A 21835-nucleotide genomic window follows, 5' to 3' on the forward strand; every position below is an offset into this window, starting at 1 on the left:
GCGCGGGGTGGCGCGGCAAGCGAATTTACGATGTTGCGACGGGAAACGGTGGGCTTGCGGGGGCGCGGGGACAGGCGGAGTCTGGCGGGGCAGCGTGAATGGAAACGATTCGGCCAGAAGCCAGCCGTAAAAACGCAGGTAGAAGGCGCGGACGGCGAAAGGGCGCAGCAGGCCGTTCGTGCGGGGATGGGCAGGGCATCCAAGGCCGGCGCCGCCTGCGGACCTTTGCAGTCGCAAGTAGTCCGGCCTGCCGCTTCAAGGCCAGGATGAAACTGATTACTGCGTCATGCTCCCACCCATCTGCTTCGCTCGCCGCGCGGCGACGATGCGGCCCGCGCGCTGCGCGTTGTCCGGATAGTCGATCCAGTCGAGCGGATCGTAGCCGGCGGCGCGCCAGTCGGCCAGATCGGCCTTCACCTGGGCGCGCGTTAGCGGCGCCGACGGGTCGTAAGGTCGCGAGGTCTGCGCAAACGCGCTGCTCATACTCACGGCGGCTAACAAGGTGCCGAGTCCAACGAGAGAGACGATTTTCATGATTGGCTCCTATGGAGCGGTTAAAGACGACCCTTAAATTTTAAATTTCATGGGCATTCCGAGTAAGTCGATTGCAGACAATGCACCATTTCACCCCGTGATCCAAAGCGGGCTAAAGTGAAGCGGCGCGCCCCCCGGTTCAGGAGGCCGACGGCTTGCTGAAGCGATCGAGCACCGCGCTCAGCAGATCGATCGGCAGTGGGAAAACGATCGTCGAATTCTTGTCGGCGGCGATCGTCGTGAGGGTTTGCAGGTAGCGCAATTGCATGGCCTGCGGTTGTTTCGACAGCGTCTGCGCCGCCTCCAGCAGATGCTGTGAGGCCTGCAATTCGCCTTCCGCGTGAATCACCTTGGCGCGCCGTTCGCGCTCGGCTTCGGCCTGGCGGGCGATCGCGCGGATCATCGTTTCGTTGATGTCCACATGCTTGATCTCGACGATTGCCACCTTGATGCCCCACGCGTCGGTTTGTGCATCGAGCACCTTCTGGATGTCGGCGTTCAGTTGTTCGCGAGCCGCCAGCAGGTCATCGAGTTCGTGCTTGCCGAGCACCGCGCGCAGTGTGGTCTGCGATAGCTGGCTGGTCGCCTCGAAATAACGCGCTACCTGGATCACGGCCTTTTCCGGATCGACGACGCGGAAGTACACCACCGCGTTGACCTTCACCGACACGTTGTCGCGCGTAATCACGTCTTGCGGCGGCACGTCGAACACGACAGTGCGCAGATCCATGCGCACCACCTGTTGCACGATCGGGATGATCAGTACGAGGCCCGGCCCCTTGACCTTCCAGAAGCGTCCGAGCATGAACACCACGCCGCGTTCGTACTCGCGAAAAATCCGTATCGATGAAGCAATCAGTGCGGCCACCAGCAGAATCAGAATGCTGCTGAAGCCGAATGTGAAACCGATCATGAGCGTTCTCCTTGTTGTTGTGCTTCCGCGGGCACCACGGTCAGCGTCAGTCCGCGGCGCGCCGTGACGCGCACCGCATGACCGGCTGCGACCGGGGCCGTGCTGGACACCCGCCAGCGTTCACCATGCACCTGAGCCCAGCCGGCCAGCGTGCCGCCCGCTGCAGCGTCTGCTGTTGCGTCCCCCGGCGGCGGACTACCGTCGGGCGACAGGCCGCCGTCGAGCACGACGCCGAGGCTGCCGATCAGTCCTTCCGAGCCCGTTACCACGGGCCGGCGGCGCGCCCGCAGGGCGAGCCTCGACACGCCGAACACGAACGCGACGCTGAACACGGTCACGGCCGCGATCAGGGGCAGCGGAATGCCGTAACCGGGCACATCGGTATCGATCAGCATCAACGCGCCGATCACGAACGCAACTACGCCACCGAAGCCGAGCGAGCCGAAGGTCGGCAGAAACGCCTCGCCGATCAGGAATGCGATGCCGAGAAAGATCAGGCCGAGTCCGACGTAATTGACGGGCAGCATCTGCATCGCAAAGAGTCCCATCAGCAGACTGATCGCGCCGACCACGCCCGGCAGTACGAAGCCGGGATTGGCGAACTCGAAGAAAAGGCCGTACATGCCGATCATCAGAAGAACCAGTGCGACGTTCGGATCGGTGATGACCGCGAGAAACTGGCTGCGCCAGTCGGCTTCTAGCGTTACCACCGGTGCGTTGGCGGTGCGGAGTTTGACATCGCCGTGGCTTGTGGCGATCGTGCGGCCGTCTACCTGACGCAGCAGGTCGGGAATGTCGCGCGCATTCAGATCGACCACGTGCTGCGCGAGCGCTTCGCTGGCCGACAGGCTGACGGCTTCGCGTACGGCGCGCTCGGCCCAATCGGCGTTGCGCCCGCGCATTTGCGCGAGGCCGCGGATGTAGGCGGCCGCGTCGTGGACCTGCTTGCGCAGTTCGGTGGATTGGGTGTCGAGTGGGAGGGCGGCGCTGGCGGAGTTACCAGCGTTCGCCGGGGTCGCTGAGTTGGCAGAATTCGCTGGCGCCGCTGGGTTCGCCGAATCCCCAGAGGCCTGCGTTCCGGGCCCGTTCTTTGGCGCGCCAGTGCCGCCTCCAGTGCCGGGCAAACCGGGCATCCCGCCGCCGCCCGCAGGCGGCTCCGCACCGCCCATGCCCATCTGAATCGGCGTCGCCGCACCGAGATTGGTGCCCGGCGCCATCGCCGCAATATGGCTGGCGTAGACGATATAAGTACCGGCGCTCGCCGCTCGCGCGCCACTCGGGGCGATAAAGGTGGCGACCGGCACCGGCGAGCCGAGGATCGCCTTGATGATCTGCCGCATCGACGTATCCAGTCCGCCGGGGGTATCGAGTTGCAGCACGGCGAGTTGCGCGCGGTCGTCGGCGGCGCGCTGCAGGCTGCGCACGATGAAGTCGGCGCTGGCCGGACTGATCGCGCCGTTCACCGGGATCACGATAACGCTATTCGGCGCGACGGCGGCCTCGGCGGCCCAGACCCGCGGCGCGTTTTCGCACAACGCGAATCCAAATGCCAAAAGTACGCCGAACGCGGTCATGCCGCGCATCAACCGGCCCACGACTCCGCCACGGATAAGCGCAAAGCGCGGACCAGACTGCCGGAACGGGAGACGCGGATACGTGCTCATCGCTGACGGCTGCCGCGCCATGCCGACGGGTATCGACCGGCGCGGGCCGATACCCCAAAAAGGCTGGCCTGCTCCTTACAGCTTAGTCCGATTCCGCGCGGCGCGTGAAATCCGCGCGCGCCGGCCGGTAGTCGGTCGGCCGCATCCCGGTCCACTTGCGAAACGCGCGGTGAAACGCGCTCGGTTCGGCAAAACCCACGGCAGTGGCGATGTCGGCGATCGTGCGATCGGTGTCCTGCAGTTCGCCGATTGCGATGTCACGCCGCAAGTCGTCCTTGATCGACTGATAGGTATAGCCTTCCTGTTTCAGACGCCGCCGCATCGTCGCTTCGGCGACGTGCAGGCGCAGCGCCATCTGGTCGGCGGCCGGCCAGCCGGCCATCGGCAGCGCGCGCAGCATTTTGCGCACGCGCGCGGCAAGCGAGCCGGGATTGCGATATTTGACGATGAAGCTGCCGGGCGCGTCGCGCAGGAACGGCTTGACCGACTTCGTGGTCTGGATCACCGGCAACTCGAGAAATGCCGGCGACAGATCGACATACGACTCGGTTTGATCAAACGCCATGTCGTCGCAGAACATCAGACGGTATTCATGCGCGGCAGGCGGTTCGGCGCAGCGAAAGCGCGCCTCGAGCAACGGAATGCGCCGCCCGACCAGCCAGCACAGCAGGCCGTAGACGACGATGAAGTAGGTCGCATAAGCGAACATGGCGGGCGGCTTCGCACCTTCGCGTTCGACAAACCGCAAGCGCACGCGCAGCGCATCCGTTTCGATCTCGGCGCCAAGATCGTCGAGTACGAGCCGCATGAAACCGACCGCCCGCGCGAGCGCTTGCGCGCCGTTGCGCGCGCTCAGCGCCGTCTGGGTCATTGCGATGAAGCTGCCGCTTTTCATGCGGCGCGAGTCCTGGCCGAAGAACTCGTCGTCCAGCGCGCGGGCGATACCGGCCCATAGCGCGCCGTACTGCGCCGACGAGACCCGGCTTTTCGGCGACGCCAGCATCGTTGCCGCGATGCCGGCGGCTTCGGCGAGCGGCAGCGCCTCGAACCCGCGCGCTCGCGCCAGCGTCAGGGCCTCCTCGACGAGACTGACGGAAATTGTGCCCCTGTCGCTCTTGGTGCTTTTCAGGTTTTTCATGACTGTCTGGCAAATGCGCTCAGCGTTTTCCTTGTGGCGATCCGCTAAGCCTTTGAAAACGTGGCTTGAATCGGGTCTGCATGATACCGGCATGGTAAATGCGCTCAACCAGAATGATCGGGCTGAGCATCGAACCTGTCCAGTAGCTTCCCTACACTTGACCTGAACCCATCGCGGGACGCCTTGCCCCCGAGACACCACGGCGAGGCCGGTCATCCCCCGCGATGAGTCGCAAATGACGAGGCAGCGCCTCGTCGCTGCGACGCGATGCATACAACAGGATCGAGCCATGGATAGCTTCTACACCGACGAACAGCGGATGATCCGCGACGCCGCCCGCGACTTCGCCACCGAACGTCTCGCGCCCTACGCCGGGCAGTGGGATCGCGACGCGAAACTGCCCTCCGAAGTCGTGACGCAAATGGGTGAACTGGGCTTTCTCGGGATGATCGTGCCGTCCGAGTGGGGTGGTTCCTATACCGACTACGTGGCCTACGCGCTCGCCCTCGAGGAGATCGCCGCGGGCTGCGCCGCCTGCGCCACGTTGATGAGTGTGCACAACTCGGTCGGCTGCGGGCCGATCCTGAACTTCGGCACGGACGCGCAAAAGGACCGCTATCTGCAAGACCTCGCCACTGGCCGCCGCATCGGCGCGTTCTGCCTGACCGAGCCGCAAGCCGGCTCTGAGGCGAACAATCTGCACACCCGTGCGGTGCTGCGCGACGGCAAATGGATTCTCAACGGCAACAAGCAGTTCGTCACCAACGGGGCGCGCGCCAGCATCGCGATCGTGTTTGCCGTCACTGATCCCGACCGCGGCAAGCGCGGCCTGTCAGCCTTCATCGTGCCGACCGATACGCCCGGCTTCAACGTCGGCAAGCCCGAGCACAAGCTCGGCATTCGTGCCTCGGACACCTGCCCGATCTCCCTCGATGACTGCGCGGTGCCCGAAGCCAATCTGCTCGGCGAACCGGGCGAAGGCCTGCGCATTGCGTTGTCGAATCTCGAGGGCGGGCGCATCGGTATTGCGGCGCAGGCGGTCGGCATCGCGCGGGCCGCATTCGATGCCGCGCGCCTCTACGCGAACGAACGCATCCAGTTCGGCAAGGCGCTGAAGGATCACCAGACCATCGCCAATATGCTCGCCGACATGGCGACCCGCCTGAACGCCGCGCGTCTGCTAGTGCACCACGCGGCACGTTTGCGCACGGCGGGCAAGCCGTGTTTGTCCGAGGCGTCGCAGGCCAAGCTGTTTGCGTCGGAACTCGCCGAAGAAGTCTGTTCGAATGCGATCCAGATTCACGGTGGCTACGGCTATCTCGAGGACTATGCGGTGGAGCGCCACTATCGCGACGCCCGCATCACGCAGATTTACGAAGGAACCAGCGAAGTGCAGCGGATGGTTATTGCGCGGCATGTTTAAACGCAAGTTAGAGGGCGTTTGAGCGCAAAATAGCCTGCCGGCAAGGCAAATGCACAGGCAAAAATCAGAGCGCATACCGCGCCACCAGCATGGAATTGGAGACGACGATGACTGCAGCGAAGGGCTTTCTCGAAGCGCGCGATCTGTTATTGCGCCATCGAACCGACTACGACCGCGCCTACCGCGAATTCGCGTGGCCGACGCTGGGCCAGTTCAACTGGGCGCTCGACTACTTCGACGTGATCGCGCGAGATAACGACAACCCGGCGCTGTGGATCGTCGACGATCCGGCAAGCGACGGGTTGCGCCTTTCCTACGCGCAGATGTCGGAGCGTTCGTCGCGCATGGCGAACTTCCTGCGTGGCCTTGGCGTGGGGCGTGGCGACCGTTTGCTGCTGATGCTGCCGAACCGGGTCGAACTCTGGGACGTGATGCTCGCCGCCATGAAGCTCGGCGCGATCGTGCTGCCGGCCACCACCCAGCTTTCCGCCGACGACGTGCGCGACCGCGTGCAGATTGGCGGCGCGCAGTTCGTGGTGGTCGATAGTGCGGAGCTCGCCAAGTTCGATGCACTCGATGTGCCGCTCACGCGCATCTCGGTCGGCACGCCGCGCGATGGCTGGATCGATCTTGCCGCGGCCTATGACGCATCGCCGCAATTCACGCCCGACGGCGTCACGCACGCCACCGATCCGATGCTGCTGTACTTCACCTCGGGCACGACTTCGAAGCCGAAGCTGGTCGAACATACGCATCAGAGTTACCCGATCGGCCATCTGTCGACGATGTACTGGATCGGCCTGCAACCGAACGACATCCATTGGAATATCAGCTCGCCGGGCTGGGCCAAGCACGCGTGGAGCTGCTTCTACGCGCCGTGGAATGCGCAGGCCTGCGTGTTCGTTTTCAACTTTCCGCGCTTCGTGCCGAAAGACACGCTCGACGTGCTGGTGCGTTTCAACGTCACGACGTTGTGTGCGCCGCCGACCGTCTGGCGCATGCTCGTGCAGGAGCATCTCACCGACTATCCGGTGAAGCTGCGCGAGATCGTCGGCGCGGGCGAGCCGTTGAATCCGGAGATTATTGAACGCGTCAGGCATGCGTGGGGTATCACGATACGCGACGGCTTCGGCCAGACCGAAACGACCTGCCAGATCGGCAACCCGCCGGGCCAACCGGTGGTGCCGGGTTCGATGGGCCGTCCGCTGCCGGGCTACAAAATCGAGCTCCTCGATGCCGACGATCAACCCGTTACCGAAGGCGAAATCTCACTGCCTCTGGCCGAACGTCCGCTTGGTTTGATGACCGGCTACGCGAACAACGCCAACGCCACGGCGCAAGCCATGCGCAACGGGTTCTACCATACCTCCGACGTCGCGTTGCGCCGTGATGACGGCTACTACGTCTACGTCGGCCGCGCCGATGACGTTTTCAAATCGTCCGATTACCGGCTCAGCCCCTTCGAACTCGAAAGCGTGCTGATCGAACACGAAGCGATCGGCGAAGCCGCTGTGGTGCCGAGCGCCGATGCGTTGCGCCTGGCGGTGCCCAAAGCGTTCGTCACCGTGCGCCAGGGCTATGAAGCCAGCCCCGAACTCGCGCGCGCGGTCTTCGCGTTCTCACGCGAAAAACTCGCACCGTACAAGCGGATTCGCCGCCTGCAATTCAGCGAGCTGCCGAAAACCATCTCCGGCAAGATCCGCCGCGTCGAATTGCGGCGCCGCGAAATGGAGCGCGAAGCCGAACCCGCGCGCCTGCCGGGCGAGTATTGGGAAGAGGACTTCCCGGATCTGCGTTGATTCTGCGTTGATCCTTTTCATTCCACATCACTGTCCGGCCGCCACGCGACCACTACAGGAGTTCCAGCATGAGCGCTACTGCATCGAACAAGGCCACCACCGTCAAACTGCTGATCAACGGCGAGTTCGTCGAATCCAAAACCACCGAATGGCGCGACATCGTCAACCCGGCCACGCAAGAGGTGCTCGCACGCGTACCGTTCGCCACCACCGATGAAGTGAACGAAGCGATCCGCTCCGCGCACGCCGCGTTCAAGACGTGGAAGGACACGCCGATCGGCGCGCGTATGCGCATCATGCTGAAGTTCCAGGCGCTGATTCGCGAGCATTCGCCGCGTATCGCCAGGACCTTGAGCGCCGAGCAGGGCAAGACGATCCCCGACGCGGAAGGCGATATCTTCCGCGGGCTCGAAGTGGTCGAACACGCCTGTTCGATCGGCACCTTGCAGCAAGGTGAGTTCGCCGAGAACGTGGCGGGTGGCGTGGACACTTACACGCTGCGTCAGCCGATCGGCGTATGCGCCGGCATCACGCCGTTCAATTTCCCCGCGATGATCCCATTGTGGATGTTCCCGATGGCGATCGTCTGCGGCAATACGTTCGTGTTGAAGCCTTCCGAGCAGGGTCCGTTGTCGACGATGCAACTGGTCGAACTGGCGCTCGAAGCCGGTGTGCCGAAGGGCGTGCTGAATGTCGTGCATGGCGGCAAGGATGTGGTCGACGCGCTTTGCACGCATGGTCTGGTGAAGGCGATTTCCTTCGTCGGCTCGACCGCGGTGGGCACGCACGTTTATCGCCTCGGCAGCGAACACGGCAAGCGCGTGCAATCGATGATGGGCGCAAAGAATCATGCCGTGGTGCTGCCCGATGCGAATCGCGAGCAGACTCTGAATGCGCTGGCCGGTGCAGGTTTCGGCGCAGCGGGACAGCGCTGCATGGCGACCTCGGTGGTCGTGCTGGTGGGTGCCGCGCAGCAATGGCTACCCGATCTGGTTGCGAAGGCAAAGACGTTGAAGGTCAACGCGGGTAATGAGCCGGGTACGGACGTCGGTCCGGTCGTCTCACGCGCCGCGAAGCAACGCATTCTCGGCTTGATCGAAACAGGCGTGAAAGAGGGCGCAACGTTGGCGCTCGATGGCCGCGACGTGAAGGTGCCGGGCTACGAGCAAGGCAACTTTATCGGCCCGACGGTATTCACCGATGTCACCACCGGGATGGAAATCTACAAACAGGAAATCTTCGGCCCGGTGCTGGTGGTGCTGAATGCCGCCACGCTCGATGACGCGATCGCGCTCGTCAATCGCAATCCGTTCGGCAACGGCGTGGGTCTTTTCACCCAGAGCGGCGCGGCGGCGCGCAAATTCCAGAGCGAGATCGATATCGGCCAGGTCGGCATCAATATTCCGATTCCGGTGCCCGTGCCGTTCTTCAGTTTCACCGGCTCGCGCGGCTCGAAACTCGGCGACCTCGGGCCGTACGGCAAGCAGGTCGTGCAGTTCTATACGCAGACCAAGACAGTTACCGCCCGCTGGTTCGACGACGATACCGTCAACGACGGTGTTAACACGACCATCAGCCTGCGCTGAGGCCTAAGGTCTATTGCTTTGTATCGGATGGGAGACAACACCATGAAAATAGGCTTTATCGGACTCGGCAACATGGGTGCACCGATGGCGCTCAACCTGCTGAAGGCGGGTCACGCGGTCAATGTATTCGATCTGAACGCGCAAGCGGTGCAGGCACTCGTCGATGCGGGTGCCAAAGCTGCAAGTTCGCCGAAAGCCGCAGTGACCGACGTCGAATGTGTGGTGACGATGCTGCCCGCTGCCACTCACGTGCGCAGCGTGCTGATAGCGGATGACGGTGTTTTCGCCGGCATCGCGGAAGGCGTCACGATCATCGATTCGAGCACCATCGATCCAGCGAGTGTGAAGGCGTTTGCCGAACTGGCCGAACAACGCGGCAATACTTTCGTCGACGCGCCCGTCTCGGGCGGTACCGGCGGCGCGGCAGCAGGCACCTTGACCTTCATGGTCGGCGGCAGCGCGGATGCCTATGAGCAGGTCAAGCCGGTGTTGTCGGCGATGGGCAAGAACATCGTGCATTGCGGCGACACCGGCACCGGTCAGGTCGCGAAGATCTGCAATAACCTTGTGCTCGGCATCACGATGGCGGGTGTTGCCGAGGCGATGTCGCTGGGTGAGGCGCTCGGCATCGACTCGAAAGTGCTGGGCGGCATCATCAATACTTCGACGGGCCGCTGCTGGAGTTCGGACACGTATAACCCGATGCCTGGCGTGATCGAAACCGCGCCGTCCACGCGCGGCTATACCGGTGGCTTCGGCACCGATCTGATGTTGAAGGATCTGGGCCTCGCCACCGACGCCGCGAAATTCGCGCGTCAACCGGTGTATCTCGGCGCTTTGGCACAACAGCTTTATCAGACGATGAGCACGAAGGGCGCGGGACGTCTGGACTTCTCGGCTGTGATCAAGCTCTATCGCAAAGACGGAGACGCGTAATGATCGAACTCGACTACGCACACGACGGCGCCGTTGCGCTGCTGACGCTCAAACGGCCGCCCGCGAACGCGTTCACACCGGACGGTTTGCTGCAATTACAGCAGACGGTGGAGCGTCTGAACGGCGAAGCGCGCGTGCGGGCCATCGTGATCACGGGCGACGGCCCGAAGTTCTTCAGCGCGGGCGCTGACCTGAACACGTTCGCCGACGGTAATCGCGAAGTTGCGCGCACGGCGGCGACGCGCTTCGGCGCGGCGTTCGAGACCCTGCAGAACGCTCGGCCGGTGGTGATCGCCGCAATCAACGGTTACGCGATGGGCGGTGGGCTCGAATGCGCGCTGGCCTGCGATATCCGCATCGCCGAGCAACACGCGTTGATGGCATTGCCCGAAACGGCAGTGGGTTTACTGCCGTGCGGCTGTGGCACCCAGACACTGCCGTGGCTGGTGGGCGAAGGCTGGGCCAAACGGATGATTCTCACCGACGAACGCGTCGACGCTGCGACCGCATTGCGTATCGGCCTCGTCGAAGAGGTGGTGGAAAAGGGCGCCGCGCGCGAGGCCGCACTGACGATGGCGGCGCGTGTCGCGAACCTCAGCCCGCAGGCGGTCGGCTTCAGCAAGACGCTGATTCACCAGGGCCGCAACGGCGTGCCGCGTGCGGCGGCGTTGGCGGTGGAGCGGGAACGCTTTGTCGATCTGTTCGACGGCGCGGATCAGCGCGAAGGCGTCAATGCGTTTCTCGAGAAGCGCGCGCCACGCTGGCAGGTGACGCAGGCTGAGCCGGCCGCTAACGCCGGGCAGGAGACGCATCGATGAGCGCCTTGCAGAGCGTCGCGGTCGATACGGGCGTCGAAGCGGAGCGGGAGATTCTGTTTCGCGTCGTCAACCGTGTGGCGATCATCACGCTGAACCGGCCGGCCGCGCTCAATGCGCTATCGCACGCGATGGTGCGCGAGCTTGCCGTACTGGTCGAACATTGCCGCACCGACGACGGCATTGTTGCGCTCGTGCTGAAAGGCGCGGGTGCCAAGGGCTTTTGCGCCGGCGGCGACGTGCGCGAGGTGTACCGGCTTGCGAAGAATGGCGACAGCCGGTGGCTTGCGTTCTTTGCCGACGAATACCGGCTCGACTACGCGTTGCACAAGTTTCCGAAGCCGGTCGTCGCCCTGCTCGACGGTATCTCGATGGGCGGCGGCATGGGGCTCGGTCAGGGGGCGCGGCTGCGCATCGTCACGGAGCGCAGCAAGATCGCGATGCCGGAGACGCGCATCGGCTTCCTGCCCGACGTCGGTGCGACGCGTTTCCTGAGCGTGATGCCGGCGGAAGTCGCGTTATATGTCGGGCTCACCGGCGTGACGCTATCCGGCGCCGATGCGTTGCGCCTTCAACTGGCGGATCTGTGCGTGCCGGCCGAGTGGCTTGGCACATTCGAAGAGCGCCTGCAGCGCATGTCGCACGCGGGAGACTTGATGGCTGCATTGCGTGGCGTGTTCGAGCCGCCGTGCAACATCATCCCGCATGCTGCATTGGGGCCGTTTACGCAGTTGATCCTGCGGCACTTCGACCGGCGCTCGAGCATCGAGCGGATCGTCGCGACATTGCGCCACGATCTGGAGCGCGAGCCTGCACGTGAGGTGAAACAGTGGCTGCAGTCTGCTTATGACGCGATGGTTGGACACTCGCCCACGATGCTGTATGTCGCGCGCGAGGCGCTCCTGCGCGGCCGGCAGATGACCTTGGCGGAGTGCTTCCGGATGGAGCTGGGCATCGTCAAGCTGGTGATCGAGGAAGGCGATTTCTGCGAAGGCGTGAGGGCGCAGTTGATCGACAAGGATCGCAAGAGCCGCTGGGCGCCGGCGACGCTTGCGGAAGTGCGCTCGGAACGCGTCCGGTATTTTCTGAGCTCACCATGGAAGCGGGAAACGCATCCGCTGGTTGGGTTGGGGGTTGAAGAAGGTTGAAGGCCGCGCGCGCCGACGCGGTGTTTCAGACTGCGTCGGCGCGCTTGAACGTCAACCTTCTCCCACTGTGTCGCCCCTGAATACACCAGTTGGCGGCACTGTACTTTGCGCCCCTCGAACCCGGGAAACCCAAAGCACCCCAATCAACGCGACGGCGACTGCCACCCATCCAACGGTCCCATACCCCTCGATCTGTCCCGTCGGCGAACTGCTCAGCATCAAGCCGCCGATCCATGCGCCGCACCCCGTGCCCAATGCCTGCAGCGCGCTGTTGGCGCTGAGGAAAGCACCCCGCCGGGAAGGCTCCGGCACAGTCGTCAGCAGTGCCTGCATCGGCACAATCCGCCCGGACATCAGCACCATGAAAAACGGGAAAAACATCACCAGCGCGTAGAACGGCAGATTCGGCAGATGGGTCACAAACAGGACGGGCAGAAACGACAGTACCGCCGCAATCCGGAATACGAGCCGCGTGCCGAACCGATCTGCCAGGCGGCCCACCCGGCGCGACGTGAAGAACGTTGCCGCGCCACCTGCCATGTATAACCACGACAACTGCGCGGGGGCCACGCCATGATTGGCGACCAGCACCGGTGAAATGAAGGGGATCACCAGCATGTGCGCGACCATCATCATGAATGTCAGCGCAAACGCATTCATATGCCGTGGGTTGCTCAGCAGCCGCCACAACTCAGGCAGCACCTCGCCAAGCGCCGGCTGGCGACGGCTCAAATGCTCCGCAAGCGACGGGACCAGTTGCCACCCCACAACCCAGACAGCCACCGACAACACCACCAGCAAATAAAACGGTGCCGCCCAGGTGAAGTGCGCGCCAAGCATCACGCCAGCCGGCACGCCGGCAATCGCCGCCAATGAAAAGGCGGTCATGATCGTGCCCGTCGCGGCGCCGCGGCGCTGCACCGGGATCACGTCGCCGACAATCGCCATGATCACCGAGCCCAACACGCCACCCGTGATGCCCGCAAACGCGCGCGCGACAAGCAGAAGGGGAAAGCTGCTCGCCAATGCGCACGCCAGGTTTGACAGCGCGAACAGCGCATACATCGTCAGCAACAGACGACGCCGGTCGAAGCGGTCGATGTAGGTCGCCGCGAATAAGCCCGACAGCCCCGAACACCATGAATAGGCCGATACAGCTGTCGCAAACGCGGCCGGTGTGATGCTGAACGAGTGCATGATCTGCGGGCCGAGCGGCATCATCACCATGAAGTCCATGATGATGGTGAACTGCGTCAGCGCAAGCAGCCACAGCAAACGTCGCTCGTGCTTTGTGCTAATTGAATACATCGGTCAATTCCTTATTTTTGTTCGACGCACGCCGCTTGCAAGGCTCGCGCAGTTCACTGCGCGCAGGCAGCAGACAGTCAGTCGTCGAGCGATTCATGTACCGCTTCGGCGCCCTGTTTCCAGTAGCTGGCCGCGCGAATGCGCGATTTGTCGACGCCACGTTCCGTGCACAGGTGGTAGCGCACAGCACGCATCGTCGCGGATTCGCCGGCGGCCCACACGTAGCCTTCACCGTCTTCGGGCAAGTAGATTTCGCGTACCGCTTGCAGCAAGGCCTCGCCGCGATAGCCCGATTCGCTGCGATGGCGCCAGACCATGTGCAATTCGGCCCGCGTTGCGAATTCGATCTGTGCCGACGGATCGGCCACTTCGATCACTGCCGCGACGCGTGTGCCGGCAGGCAACTCTTCCAGGCGGCGAGCAATTGCCGGCAAGGCGGTGTCGTCGCCGATCAGCAGATGCCAGTCGAAGCCAGTCGGTATCACCAGCGAACCGCGCGGGCCGCCGATGCCGAGGTACTGGCCCACTTTGGCTTGCGCCGCCCACGTTGCAGCCGGGCCGGCCTCGTGCATGGCGAACTCGATGTCCAGTTCGCGCGCTTCAGCGTCGAAGCGGCGCGGCGTGAAATCGCGGGCAATCGGCCGCGGCTGGCCGGCGGGAAATACGGGACCGTCAGGGCCGCTCTCCGGCAGCACGGGTTTGTCGGCGCCAGGTTCGGGGAAGAACACTTTGATGTGATCGTCGAACGAAGCGGAGACGAAGTCGTGCAGATCCTCGCCCGTGAAGGTCACGCGAATCAGATGCGGGTTCAGCGCATGCACCTTCTTGACCTGCAACAAGCGGAACTTCAGCGGATGCCGCACGCGATGGACTGCCAGATCGGCTCGGTTGTCATTTGTCAGCATAAGGGTGCCACTCCTGTCGGTTTGATTGGCATTCGAAAGTGCGCATGGACGCCTTCGAACGCGTCTGTTGGATAGCGCGATCTCAAGCGGCCGGTTCGCTGCCTTGATCACCGCCTTGATCGCTGCCGGGTTTGCCTTCGCCTTCGATTTCATTCGCCGCACGCATCAGGATCGCGGCGATGCGGCGCTGTTCGGCGGCCGGCACGTTGTCACGGCGCAGGAGCGCATGCTTCAGCGCGCGACGTGCCTGGCTTAGTTCGGGCAGCCAGCCGCCTTCGCTGATGTCGGCTGGCTCCTCGCCGGCAAACGCGCGGCGCACCGAATCCATCTTGCGGGCGATATGCGACAGTTTGGCGAGCATCAATTCGACGCGGTCGCGGTTGGTGGCCAGGTATTCGCGGCCCGCCTCCGACAGCTCGTAACGCTTGCGATTGCCTTCGAGTTGCACGGTCACGTAGCCGAGTTCTTCCAGATACGTGAGCGCCGGATAGACCATGCCCGGGCTCGGGCTATAGAAGCCGTTCGAACGCGTTTCGAGCGCCTTGATCAGCTCGTAGCCGTGGCTTGGCTGCGCGTCGATCATCGAGAGCAGCAGCAATTGCAGGTCGTCGGAGCTGAATTTGCGGCCGCGCGGAAAACCGTCGCCATCGCCGCCGAAGCCACCCGGGCCGCCGCCGCCGAAGCGTCCGCCGCGCCCGCCGCCGCGATGGTCGTCATGGCGGCCGATTGCGTGCCACAGGGCGTGAAGCGAGAAGCGGTCGTAGCTGTGACGGCCGAAGCGGTGAGCGTGACCGAAGCCGTTGCGCTCGCCGTGTTCATTGCGTCCGCCATGGCGGCCATGGCCGCGCTCGTCGCCATGAAACTCGTGCCAGTCTCTGCGGCCGCCATGACGGCGGTCGAAGTCTTCGCCGCGTTGTTCGCCGCCGCGCTCGCCGCGGAGCTCGTAGTGGCGAGCGAACACATGCCAAAGCGCATGCAGCGACGGGCGATCATGTCCTGCGAAGAAACCTTCGTCCGCGCCACGCGAACGGGAAAAACGATGGTGATGACGCATGTTGGGTACTCCCATTTGTGTCTTAAGATGTGTCGTAAGATATATATCTAAAGATAGTTTGTCAAACTCATTTTTTGCATCGCTGGGGTTCGGACGGGGCTTTTCATGCCATCGAGTCATTGCGCAAATGACATTCATGCTCTCGTGAAATCATCGGGAAACGCCGAGAATCGCACTCAGAACGGCATTGGCCGTATTCAAGGAGCGATGAAGATGTATGCAATTACCGGTGTGACAGGGAAGGTGGGCGGCGCGGCGGCACGCGCGTTATTGGACGCGGGACACGCAGTGCGCGCTGTCTTACGCGACAAAAAGAAGGCGCCAGAGTGGGTGGAGCGGGGCGCCGAAGTTGCGATCGCGTCCTTCGAAGACGCGGATGCACTCGCCGCGGCGTTGAGCGGTACGGCGGGCGTCTTCGTGATGGTGGCGCCGAACTTCGCGCCGCAGCCGGGCTATCCGAGCGCGCGTGCAGCGGCGGCGGCGCTGAAAGAAGCGTTGGTAACGGCGAGGCCGCAGCGCGTCGCGGCGCTCTCGTCGATCGGCGGGCAGCGCGAGTCGGGTCTCGGTCTCGTCACGCAAGTGCATATTCTCGAAGAAGCACTTGCGGACCTGCAGATTCCGACGGCGATTTTGCGGCCTGCGTGGTTTATGGAGAATTCGCTGTGGGATATCGCACCGGCGCGCGAGACGGGTGTGATGTCGAGCTTTCTGCAACCGCTCGAACGTGCGTATCCGATGATTGCAACCGCGGATATCGGCCGGGTGATCGCTGAAACGCTGACTCAGTCGTGGCAGGGGCGCCGCGTGATCGAGATTGAAGGGCCGCAGCGCTATACGCAAAATGAGATCGCCGCGATGCTGGGCGGCGTGCTCGGACGTTCGGTGAAGGCTCAGGCTGTGCCGCACGATCAGTGGGAGGCGCTGTTCCACCCGCAAGGCACGGGGTGGCCTGTGCCGCGTATCGAGATGATCGATGGCTTCAATTCAGGGTGGATCGATTTCGAAGACGGCGTGCATGAGCGGGTGATTGGCAACACCGGGTATCAGGCGGTGCTGGCTGAGTTGGTTGAGCGGGCGGGCTGAGCGACGGCAGTGCGGGCATGCGGGGCGGGGCAAATATATTGTTCGAGCGTCGCTGGCCTGCAAGGCGCGTATTCTTGGTAGTTGTTCAGTCGTACCAATTTTGGTACGATTGAGGTATTCAATTGATGCCACTCCTTCCGCTTCGTCACGATGTCAAAGACGGTTCAAGTTGTACTTGCTGTTAAATTTTTTCGAACGGATGCCGGTAACGAACCCGTTCGGGAATGGCTTAAAGGCCTCGGCGCAGAGGATCGCAGAACAGTTGGCGGAGACATAAAGACCGTACAAGTCGGCTGGCCTATCGGGATGCCGCTGGTGCGCAAAATGGGTAAGGATCTCTGGGAAATTCGCATTCACCTTCACCGGCGAATTGCCCGAGTGCTGTTCACCGTAGTGGCCAGCGATATTGTGCTGCTGCATGGGTTTATCAAAAAAAGTCTCAGGCTATGCCTCAGGAAGATCTGGATTTGGCAAAGGATCGATTGCGCCAGTTGAGGAACGTCAAGTAAATTTTAGGATGGGTCATGGCCAAGGAACTGAACATGGCAAACAGGCATATCGGCAGTGACTTTGATGACTTCTTAGCGGAAGAGGCGATGCTTGAAGAAGCCACCGCCACCGCGATGAAGCGTGTCATTGCCTGGCAGATCGAGCAGGAAATGAAAGCTCAACATCTGTCAAAGACGGCAATGGCAACGAAGATGAAGACCAGTCGCGCGGCACTGAATCGATTGCTCGATGAAACTGATACGAGTCTGACGTTGACTACGTTGGCGAGCGCGGCAGCGGCACTAGGGAAAACCTTTCGATTCGAACTGGCGGCTTGAACGAACGGTGCTCGAGGGGCCGTTCAGCCAGTTTCTTGATGTGTAAGGCGGCCTCGAGTGCGCACGGACGTGGCAGGGCGCGTCAAGAAACTCAAATTCAAAAAATCGACCGCCCAGTGATCGTGGTCAACAATTCCAGTGCCTTCGCGCCGGCAAGTGAGTTGCCGTTCGCGTCGAGCCCGGGCGACCACACGCAGACCGCCATCTCGCCCGGTAGCACCGCGACGATGCCACCGCCCACGCCGCTCTTTGCTGGCAAGCCGACACGAAAGACGAAGTCGCCCGCAGCGTCGTAGGTGCCGCAGGTCAGCATCAGGGCCGACAAACGCTTGGTCGAACTGCTGTCGAGGATGCGTTCCCCGGTCGAAGGCACTACGCCTCCATTGCTCAGAAACAACGCAGCCTTGGCCAGCTCGACACAGCTCATCGAGATCGCGCATTGCCGGCAATACGCCTCGACCACCGCGTGGACGGGCATGTCCATGTTGCCGAAGCTCGCGATGAAATGCGCCATCGCCTGGTTGCGGTCTGCATGTTGAAGCTCTGACTGCGCGACGCGCGAATCGTAGTCGATCGTGATCTCACCGGTCAGCCGCCGCATGAACTCCACCAGCGCTGTCTCGGCACGTACGAAGCGGCGGCACAGCACATCGGTGACAACCAGTGCTCCAGCGTTGATAAACGGGTTGCGCGGCTTGCCTTGCTCGGTTTCAAGCTGCACCAGCGAATTGAACGGCGTGCCCGACGGCTCGCGGCCGACGCGCTGCCACAGTTCGTCGCCGAGCAGCCGGAAAGCCATGGTGCAGGCAAACAACTTGGAGATACTCTGAATCGAGAAGCGCGTATCGGCCTGGCCGATGCAGAAGACTTCGCCGGACGGCGTGACGATGGCCATGCCAAAGCTGTCGGCCGGGACTTTTGCCAGTTCGGGAATGTAATCGGCGACCTTGCCGGTACCCAGATACGGCTGAAGATCGCGTTGAATCTGCTCGAGGATGGATGCGTAGTTCATTGGGCTCGGACCGTTTGAAGCCGCGATTCTACTGGCAACCTGGCGCGAATTGTTCGTGCGGCCAGGCGCTGCCGGGTTCGAACAGCGTTTCGCCAAGGCTATGCTAGTCTTACTGTGTTTTTTACAGTAACCGGGTAAAACAGACATCCATGACGCAAGCCTTCGATCCGGACGGCGTCGCGCGTCCGGTATTCGTGGTCGACGAGCGTTACAACGCGCTTGACGAACCGTGGCGCGCCTATCGCCGCGCGCGGTTGATCCACGTGAGCGCCGGCGTGCTGACCGTGCGCACCGAAACCGCCCGATGGGTCGTGCCGACGGGGCACGCGCTCTGGCTGATGGCGAACGTGCAGCATTACCTGTCGAGCGCCGAGCCGGTGCGACTCCATTCGCTGTATGCCGATGCGGACGCTGTGCCGCTACCCGCGCAAAGCGTTGCCCTGGCGCTCGACCCTCTGGCGGAAGCGCTGCTGAGTGCCGCAGCCGATCTGCCGCACGACAAACCGCTCGACGAACCCGCCGAGCGTCTTCTGCAAGTCTTGCTGGACCGCCTGTCAGGCTTGCCCACGGCCCCTCTGGCACTGCACTGGCCGCAAGATCCACGGATCCAGCGGATCGCCGAAGCGTTGAGCGCCAACCCGGCGGAACCGGCGGTACTCGACGATCTGGCCCGGGCTGCGGGCGTAACCGCTCGCACGGCGGCGCGCCTTTTCGTCAAGGAGACCGGGCAGACCTTCGGCCAGTGGCGGCAGCAACTGCGCTTGCTGGCTGCGCTTGAGCACCTCGGCGCGGGGGCGAGCGTCACGCAGGTGGCGCTCGAAGTCGGCTACAACGACGTGTCGTCGTTTATCGCGGTGTTCCGCGATGCCTTCGGCGACACGCCCGCTCGCTATTTCCGCTGACTGCGTTGACTCCGCTGACGCACCGCCGAAAAACACCGCGATCAGTGCGCGCCCGACGCGGCCGCTCCGCCGCCGCCCTTGGCCGGCTTCGTAATCCAGATCAGCGGAATGATCAGAATGAAAATGATCGCTGACACAAAGAAGATGTCGTTCAGGCCCATCATCGCGGCCTGAGTGTTCACGGTGAAATCGAACAGCGCGTGCGCCGATTGCGTATTCAGATGCAGCAACGACTGGGTCGAATCGATCTGCTGATTGAACAGCGGGTTGTTCACGGTAGCCTGCTCGGTCAGCCGTTCATGGTGCAGGGCAGTGCGGTTGTTCCACTCGTTGCCGGCGATCGACGTGCCCACCGCGCCGCAAAACACCCGCGCGAAATTCGACAGGCCGGCGGCAGCCGGAATCTTGTTGGGCGGCTGGCCGGACAGAATGATCGCTGTCAGCGGTACGAAGAACAGCGCCATCGGAATACCTTGCAGCAGCGTGGGGAGCACGAGGTGCCACGTGTCGATTTCGATCACGTACTTCGAGCGCATATAAAACACGATCGCAAAGCCGATAAATGCGAGCGTGGCGATGATGCGCGCATCTGAGCGCGGCAGCACGCGGCCCATTACCGGCGCGAGCAGCACCGCGAAGACGCCGAGCGGCGCGGTGACGAGACCGGCATCCACGGAGCGGTAGTTCAGATACTCCTGCATCCACTGCGGCAGCAGCACCAGGTTGCCGAAGAACACGCCGTACGCCACCGAAATCGCAATCGTGCCGCCGAGAAAATTGCGCTGCTGGAACAGCCGTAAATCGACGATCGGGTTTTCTTCAGTCAATTCCCACACGAGGAAGAACGCGAAGCTGATCACCGCGGTGATGCCGAGAATCACGATCACCGGCGACGAAAACCAGTCGAGGTCCTTGCCCTTGTCGAGCATGATCTGCAGCGACGCGACCCACGTAACCAGCAGGCCGAGCCCGACCACGTCGATGGGCGGCTTGCGGGTTGCAGACTCGCGGGTGCGATAGATCATCCACGTCACGCCGGCCGCGAAAATGCCGACCGGAATGTTGATATAGAAGATCCACGACCAACTGTAGCTATCCGTGATCCAGCCGCCGAGCGCGGGGCCGGCAATCGGGCCGACGGTGGCCGTCATGGCCCACAGCGCGAGCGCGGTCGACGATTTCTCCTTGGGATACGAGCCGAGCAGAATTGCTTGCGAGAGTGGAATCAGCGGGCCGGCCACCGCGCCCTGGAACACCCGGGCGACCAGCAGGATCGGCAGCGTGGGCGCAATGCCGCACAACCACGAAGCCAGCACGAACATCAGAATCGCGCCGACAAACAGTTTGACCTGGCCGATGCGTTGCGTGAGCCAGCCGGTCAGCGGAATCGAGACCGCGTTGGCCGCGGCGAACACCGTGATGACCCATGTGCCTTCGTCGACCGAGACACCGAGGTTGCCCGAAATGGTGGGAATCGCGACGTTCGCAATCGACGTGTCGAGCACGTTCATGAAAGTGGCGAGTGCAACGGCGATGGTCGCCAGAACCAGTTTGCCGCCTTGCAGTGGCGGCGGTGCTGGCGGTGCAGGTGGGGCAGCGGCGGGCGCGGAAGAGGGCTGGCTCAAACGATTCTCCGGATGGCGATGCGACGGATGTTCTGCACGGCGTTCTATTCTATTCACCACCCGGGCAATGAGCCGGGCGGTCCATCGAATGCTCGCAAAAAAGCATACCTGTATTCGCGTTTTGGCGTCGTCGAGCCATGCAGATCGGACGCCAGAACCGAATCCGGCAGCGTATGCTCCCGGCTGAGGCTGCATGGAGCGATACCAGGCGCCGTGAAACCACCTGAGACCTGAGGCATCGCCAGGGCTACGCGAGCGAAGCCAGGTACAAGTAAAGGCGCCACGGAGGGCAGCACGTTGCCGCGTGGCTGAGCGCGCGTGCAGAAATACGAACCGAGAGTACAGCGGGTACAGAGAGAGGATTGAATATGGCTTGGGAGCAATTCGAACACGGCTGGCGGCGCGCGCCGGCGATAACGCCGGCCAAGGCAGTCGTGGTGCTGATGCACGGCGTGGGCAGCAATGCGCGCGATCTGATGCCGCTCGCGGACATCTGGAGCGAGAGCCTGCCGGACGTGGCGTTTGCGTCGCTCGACGGCACTGACGCTTTCGACGGCGGCTTTGGCGGGCGCCAATGGTTCAGCCTGCGCGATGTCAACGAGGGCAATCGCGAGGCGCGTGTGGCCGCCGCCTATCCGGCATTACGGCGCATGCTCGAGGTGGAACTGGCGCACTGGCAGCTTTCTTTCGATCGCCTTGCATTGATCGGTTTCTCGCAAGGCTCGATCATGGCGATGCATCACGTGGCGACTAGCGCGGAAGGCGCTGCCGCTGTCATCGCGTATTCGGGGCGGCTCGCCTCGGTGATCGTCGCGCAGAACGGTACGCCGCTCACGCTCGTGCACGGCGAAGACGACGAAGTGATCCCGGTAGAGGAACTGGAATACGCCGCGGATGCATTCAGCAACGCCGGCTACACGGTCGACGCCTACGCCTTGCCCGGCATCGGCCACACGATCAACGCGGACGGCGTCGAGCTCGGCAGGCAGGCGCTGGAGCATGCGCTCGGCACTTTGTCGCGCGACTGACACGGTCCCAATTGAAAAGTGGCCCTAAAGATTCTGATCTGCTTGCCGTTAACTGCTCATTAGCATGAAAATCACTCCCGCCGCGCGGATCGCGCAACGCCCATCTAGGCGTGCCAAGCGGTTCGGGTGACCGGG

The 21835-nt window shown here is 63.0% G+C and carries 19 protein-coding genes and 1 pseudogene; 11 read left to right on the forward strand and 9 right to left on the reverse strand.

The window, feature by feature from the left end:
• Nucleotides 1-276: 276 nt before the first annotated feature.
• The 4 genes from PQQ86_RS27990 to PQQ86_RS28005 all read right to left on the reverse strand — a co-directional run bounded on the left by PQQ86_RS27990 (nt 277) and on the right by PQQ86_RS28005 (nt 4249).
• The gene (locus PQQ86_RS27990; protein ID WP_408274332.1) at nt 277-534 is read right to left on the reverse strand and encodes a DUF4148 domain-containing protein; all 258 of its coding nucleotides are present in this window, start codon (nt 532-534) and stop codon (nt 277-279) included.
• Between the two features lie 139 nt (nt 535-673).
• Nucleotides 674-1447 (reverse strand): slipin family protein, encoded by a 774-nt coding sequence (locus PQQ86_RS27995; RefSeq protein WP_054036028.1) that lies wholly within the window; start codon nt 1445-1447, stop codon nt 674-676.
• Nucleotides 1444-3111 carry an NfeD family protein gene (locus tag PQQ86_RS28000; RefSeq protein WP_408274336.1) on the reverse strand — a complete coding sequence of 556 codons (1668 nt, stop codon included), beginning with the start codon at nt 3109-3111 and terminating at the stop codon, nt 1444-1446. Before PQQ86_RS28000 ends, PQQ86_RS27995 begins: the two co-directional genes overlap by 4 nt.
• Nucleotides 3112-3193: 82 nt before the next feature.
• Nucleotides 3194-4249 carry an AraC family transcriptional regulator gene (locus tag PQQ86_RS28005; protein ID WP_408274339.1) on the reverse strand — a complete coding sequence of 352 codons (1056 nt, stop codon included), beginning with the start codon at nt 4247-4249 and terminating at the stop codon, nt 3194-3196.
• 289 nt (nt 4250-4538) lie between these two features.
• On the opposite strand from PQQ86_RS28005, the gene PQQ86_RS28010 reads away from it, so the two are divergent.
• The 6 genes from PQQ86_RS28010 to PQQ86_RS28035 all read left to right on the forward strand — a co-directional run bounded on the left by PQQ86_RS28010 (nt 4539) and on the right by PQQ86_RS28035 (nt 11956).
• The gene (locus PQQ86_RS28010; RefSeq protein WP_408274342.1) at nt 4539-5672 is read left to right on the forward strand and encodes an acyl-CoA dehydrogenase; all 1134 of its coding nucleotides are present in this window, start codon (nt 4539-4541) and stop codon (nt 5670-5672) included.
• Nucleotides 5673-5779: 107 nt separating this feature from the next.
• On the forward strand, nt 5780-7471 hold the full coding sequence (locus PQQ86_RS28015) for an AMP-binding protein (protein WP_408274345.1): 1692 nt from the start codon (nt 5780-5782) through the stop codon (nt 7469-7471).
• A 68-nt stretch (nt 7472-7539) separates the two neighbouring features.
• Nucleotides 7540-9057 (forward strand): CoA-acylating methylmalonate-semialdehyde dehydrogenase, encoded by a 1518-nt coding sequence (locus PQQ86_RS28020; protein WP_408274348.1) that lies wholly within the window; start codon nt 7540-7542, stop codon nt 9055-9057.
• 42 nt (nt 9058-9099) lie between these two features.
• Entirely contained in the window at nt 9100-9993 is an 894-nt protein-coding gene (mmsB, locus tag PQQ86_RS28025; RefSeq protein WP_408274351.1) for a 3-hydroxyisobutyrate dehydrogenase, read from the forward strand.
• Nucleotides 9993-10811 (forward strand): enoyl-CoA hydratase, encoded by an 819-nt coding sequence (locus tag PQQ86_RS28030; RefSeq protein ID WP_408274354.1) that lies wholly within the window; start codon nt 9993-9995, stop codon nt 10809-10811. Before mmsB ends, PQQ86_RS28030 begins: the two co-directional genes overlap by 1 nt.
• Entirely contained in the window at nt 10808-11956 is a 1149-nt protein-coding gene (locus tag PQQ86_RS28035; RefSeq protein ID WP_408274355.1) for an enoyl-CoA hydratase/isomerase family protein, read from the forward strand. Before PQQ86_RS28030 ends, PQQ86_RS28035 begins: the two co-directional genes overlap by 4 nt.
• 51 nt (nt 11957-12007) lie before the next feature.
• Here the strand turns inward: PQQ86_RS28035 and PQQ86_RS28040 are convergent, their stop codons facing one another.
• From PQQ86_RS28040 to PQQ86_RS28050, 3 genes are all read right to left on the reverse strand, one after another.
• Nucleotides 12008-13264 (reverse strand): MFS transporter, encoded by a 1257-nt coding sequence (locus PQQ86_RS28040; RefSeq protein WP_408274358.1) that lies wholly within the window; start codon nt 13262-13264, stop codon nt 12008-12010.
• Nucleotides 13265-13341: 77 nt separating this feature from the next.
• A complete protein-coding gene (locus tag PQQ86_RS28045) occupies nt 13342-14169 on the reverse strand; it encodes a siderophore-interacting protein (RefSeq protein ID WP_408274361.1) in 828 nt (275 codons plus the stop codon).
• 82 nt (nt 14170-14251) lie between these two features.
• Nucleotides 14252-15223: a PadR family transcriptional regulator gene (locus tag PQQ86_RS28050; RefSeq protein ID WP_408274367.1), complete on the reverse strand. Its 972-nt coding sequence runs from the start codon at nt 15221-15223 to the stop codon at nt 14252-14254.
• A gap of 213 nt (nt 15224-15436) precedes the next feature.
• On the opposite strand from PQQ86_RS28050, the gene PQQ86_RS28055 reads away from it, so the two are divergent.
• The 3 genes and pseudogenes from PQQ86_RS28055 (at nt 15437) to PQQ86_RS28065 (ending at nt 17133) form a co-directional block, all read left to right on the forward strand.
• Entirely contained in the window at nt 15437-16306 is an 870-nt protein-coding gene (locus PQQ86_RS28055; RefSeq protein ID WP_408274372.1) for an NmrA family NAD(P)-binding protein, read from the forward strand.
• A 150-nt stretch (nt 16307-16456) separates the two neighbouring features.
• Nucleotides 16457-16815 (forward strand): annotated as a pseudogene (locus tag PQQ86_RS28060) (type II toxin-antitoxin system RelE/ParE family toxin).
• A 33-nt stretch (nt 16816-16848) separates the two neighbouring features.
• Nucleotides 16849-17133 carry a Fis family transcriptional regulator gene (locus PQQ86_RS28065; protein ID WP_408270448.1) on the forward strand — a complete coding sequence of 95 codons (285 nt, stop codon included), beginning with the start codon at nt 16849-16851 and terminating at the stop codon, nt 17131-17133.
• A gap of 97 nt (nt 17134-17230) precedes the next feature.
• Here the strand turns inward: PQQ86_RS28065 and PQQ86_RS28070 are convergent, their stop codons facing one another.
• Nucleotides 17231-18145 (reverse strand): glutaminase, encoded by a 915-nt coding sequence (locus PQQ86_RS28070; protein WP_408274375.1) that lies wholly within the window; start codon nt 18143-18145, stop codon nt 17231-17233.
• A 149-nt stretch (nt 18146-18294) separates the two neighbouring features.
• Between PQQ86_RS28070 and PQQ86_RS28075 the strand changes: the two genes are divergently transcribed.
• Entirely contained in the window at nt 18295-19047 is a 753-nt protein-coding gene (locus tag PQQ86_RS28075; protein ID WP_408274378.1) for an AraC family transcriptional regulator, read from the forward strand.
• Nucleotides 19048-19088: 41 nt separating this feature from the next.
• On the opposite strand, the gene PQQ86_RS28080 is transcribed toward PQQ86_RS28075, so the two are convergent.
• Entirely contained in the window at nt 19089-20672 is a 1584-nt protein-coding gene (locus PQQ86_RS28080; protein WP_408274381.1) for a DHA2 family efflux MFS transporter permease subunit, read from the reverse strand.
• Nucleotides 20673-21040: 368 nt separating this feature from the next.
• On the opposite strand from PQQ86_RS28080, the gene PQQ86_RS28085 reads away from it, so the two are divergent.
• Nucleotides 21041-21700: an alpha/beta hydrolase gene (locus tag PQQ86_RS28085; protein WP_408274384.1), complete on the forward strand. Its 660-nt coding sequence runs from the start codon at nt 21041-21043 to the stop codon at nt 21698-21700.
• The last annotated feature ends 135 nt before the right edge of the window (nt 21701-21835 follow it).

The organism is Paraburkholderia sediminicola (assembly GCF_046026675.1).
In the GTDB taxonomy this organism is placed as follows: domain Bacteria; phylum Pseudomonadota; class Gammaproteobacteria; order Burkholderiales; family Burkholderiaceae; genus Paraburkholderia; species Paraburkholderia sediminicola_F.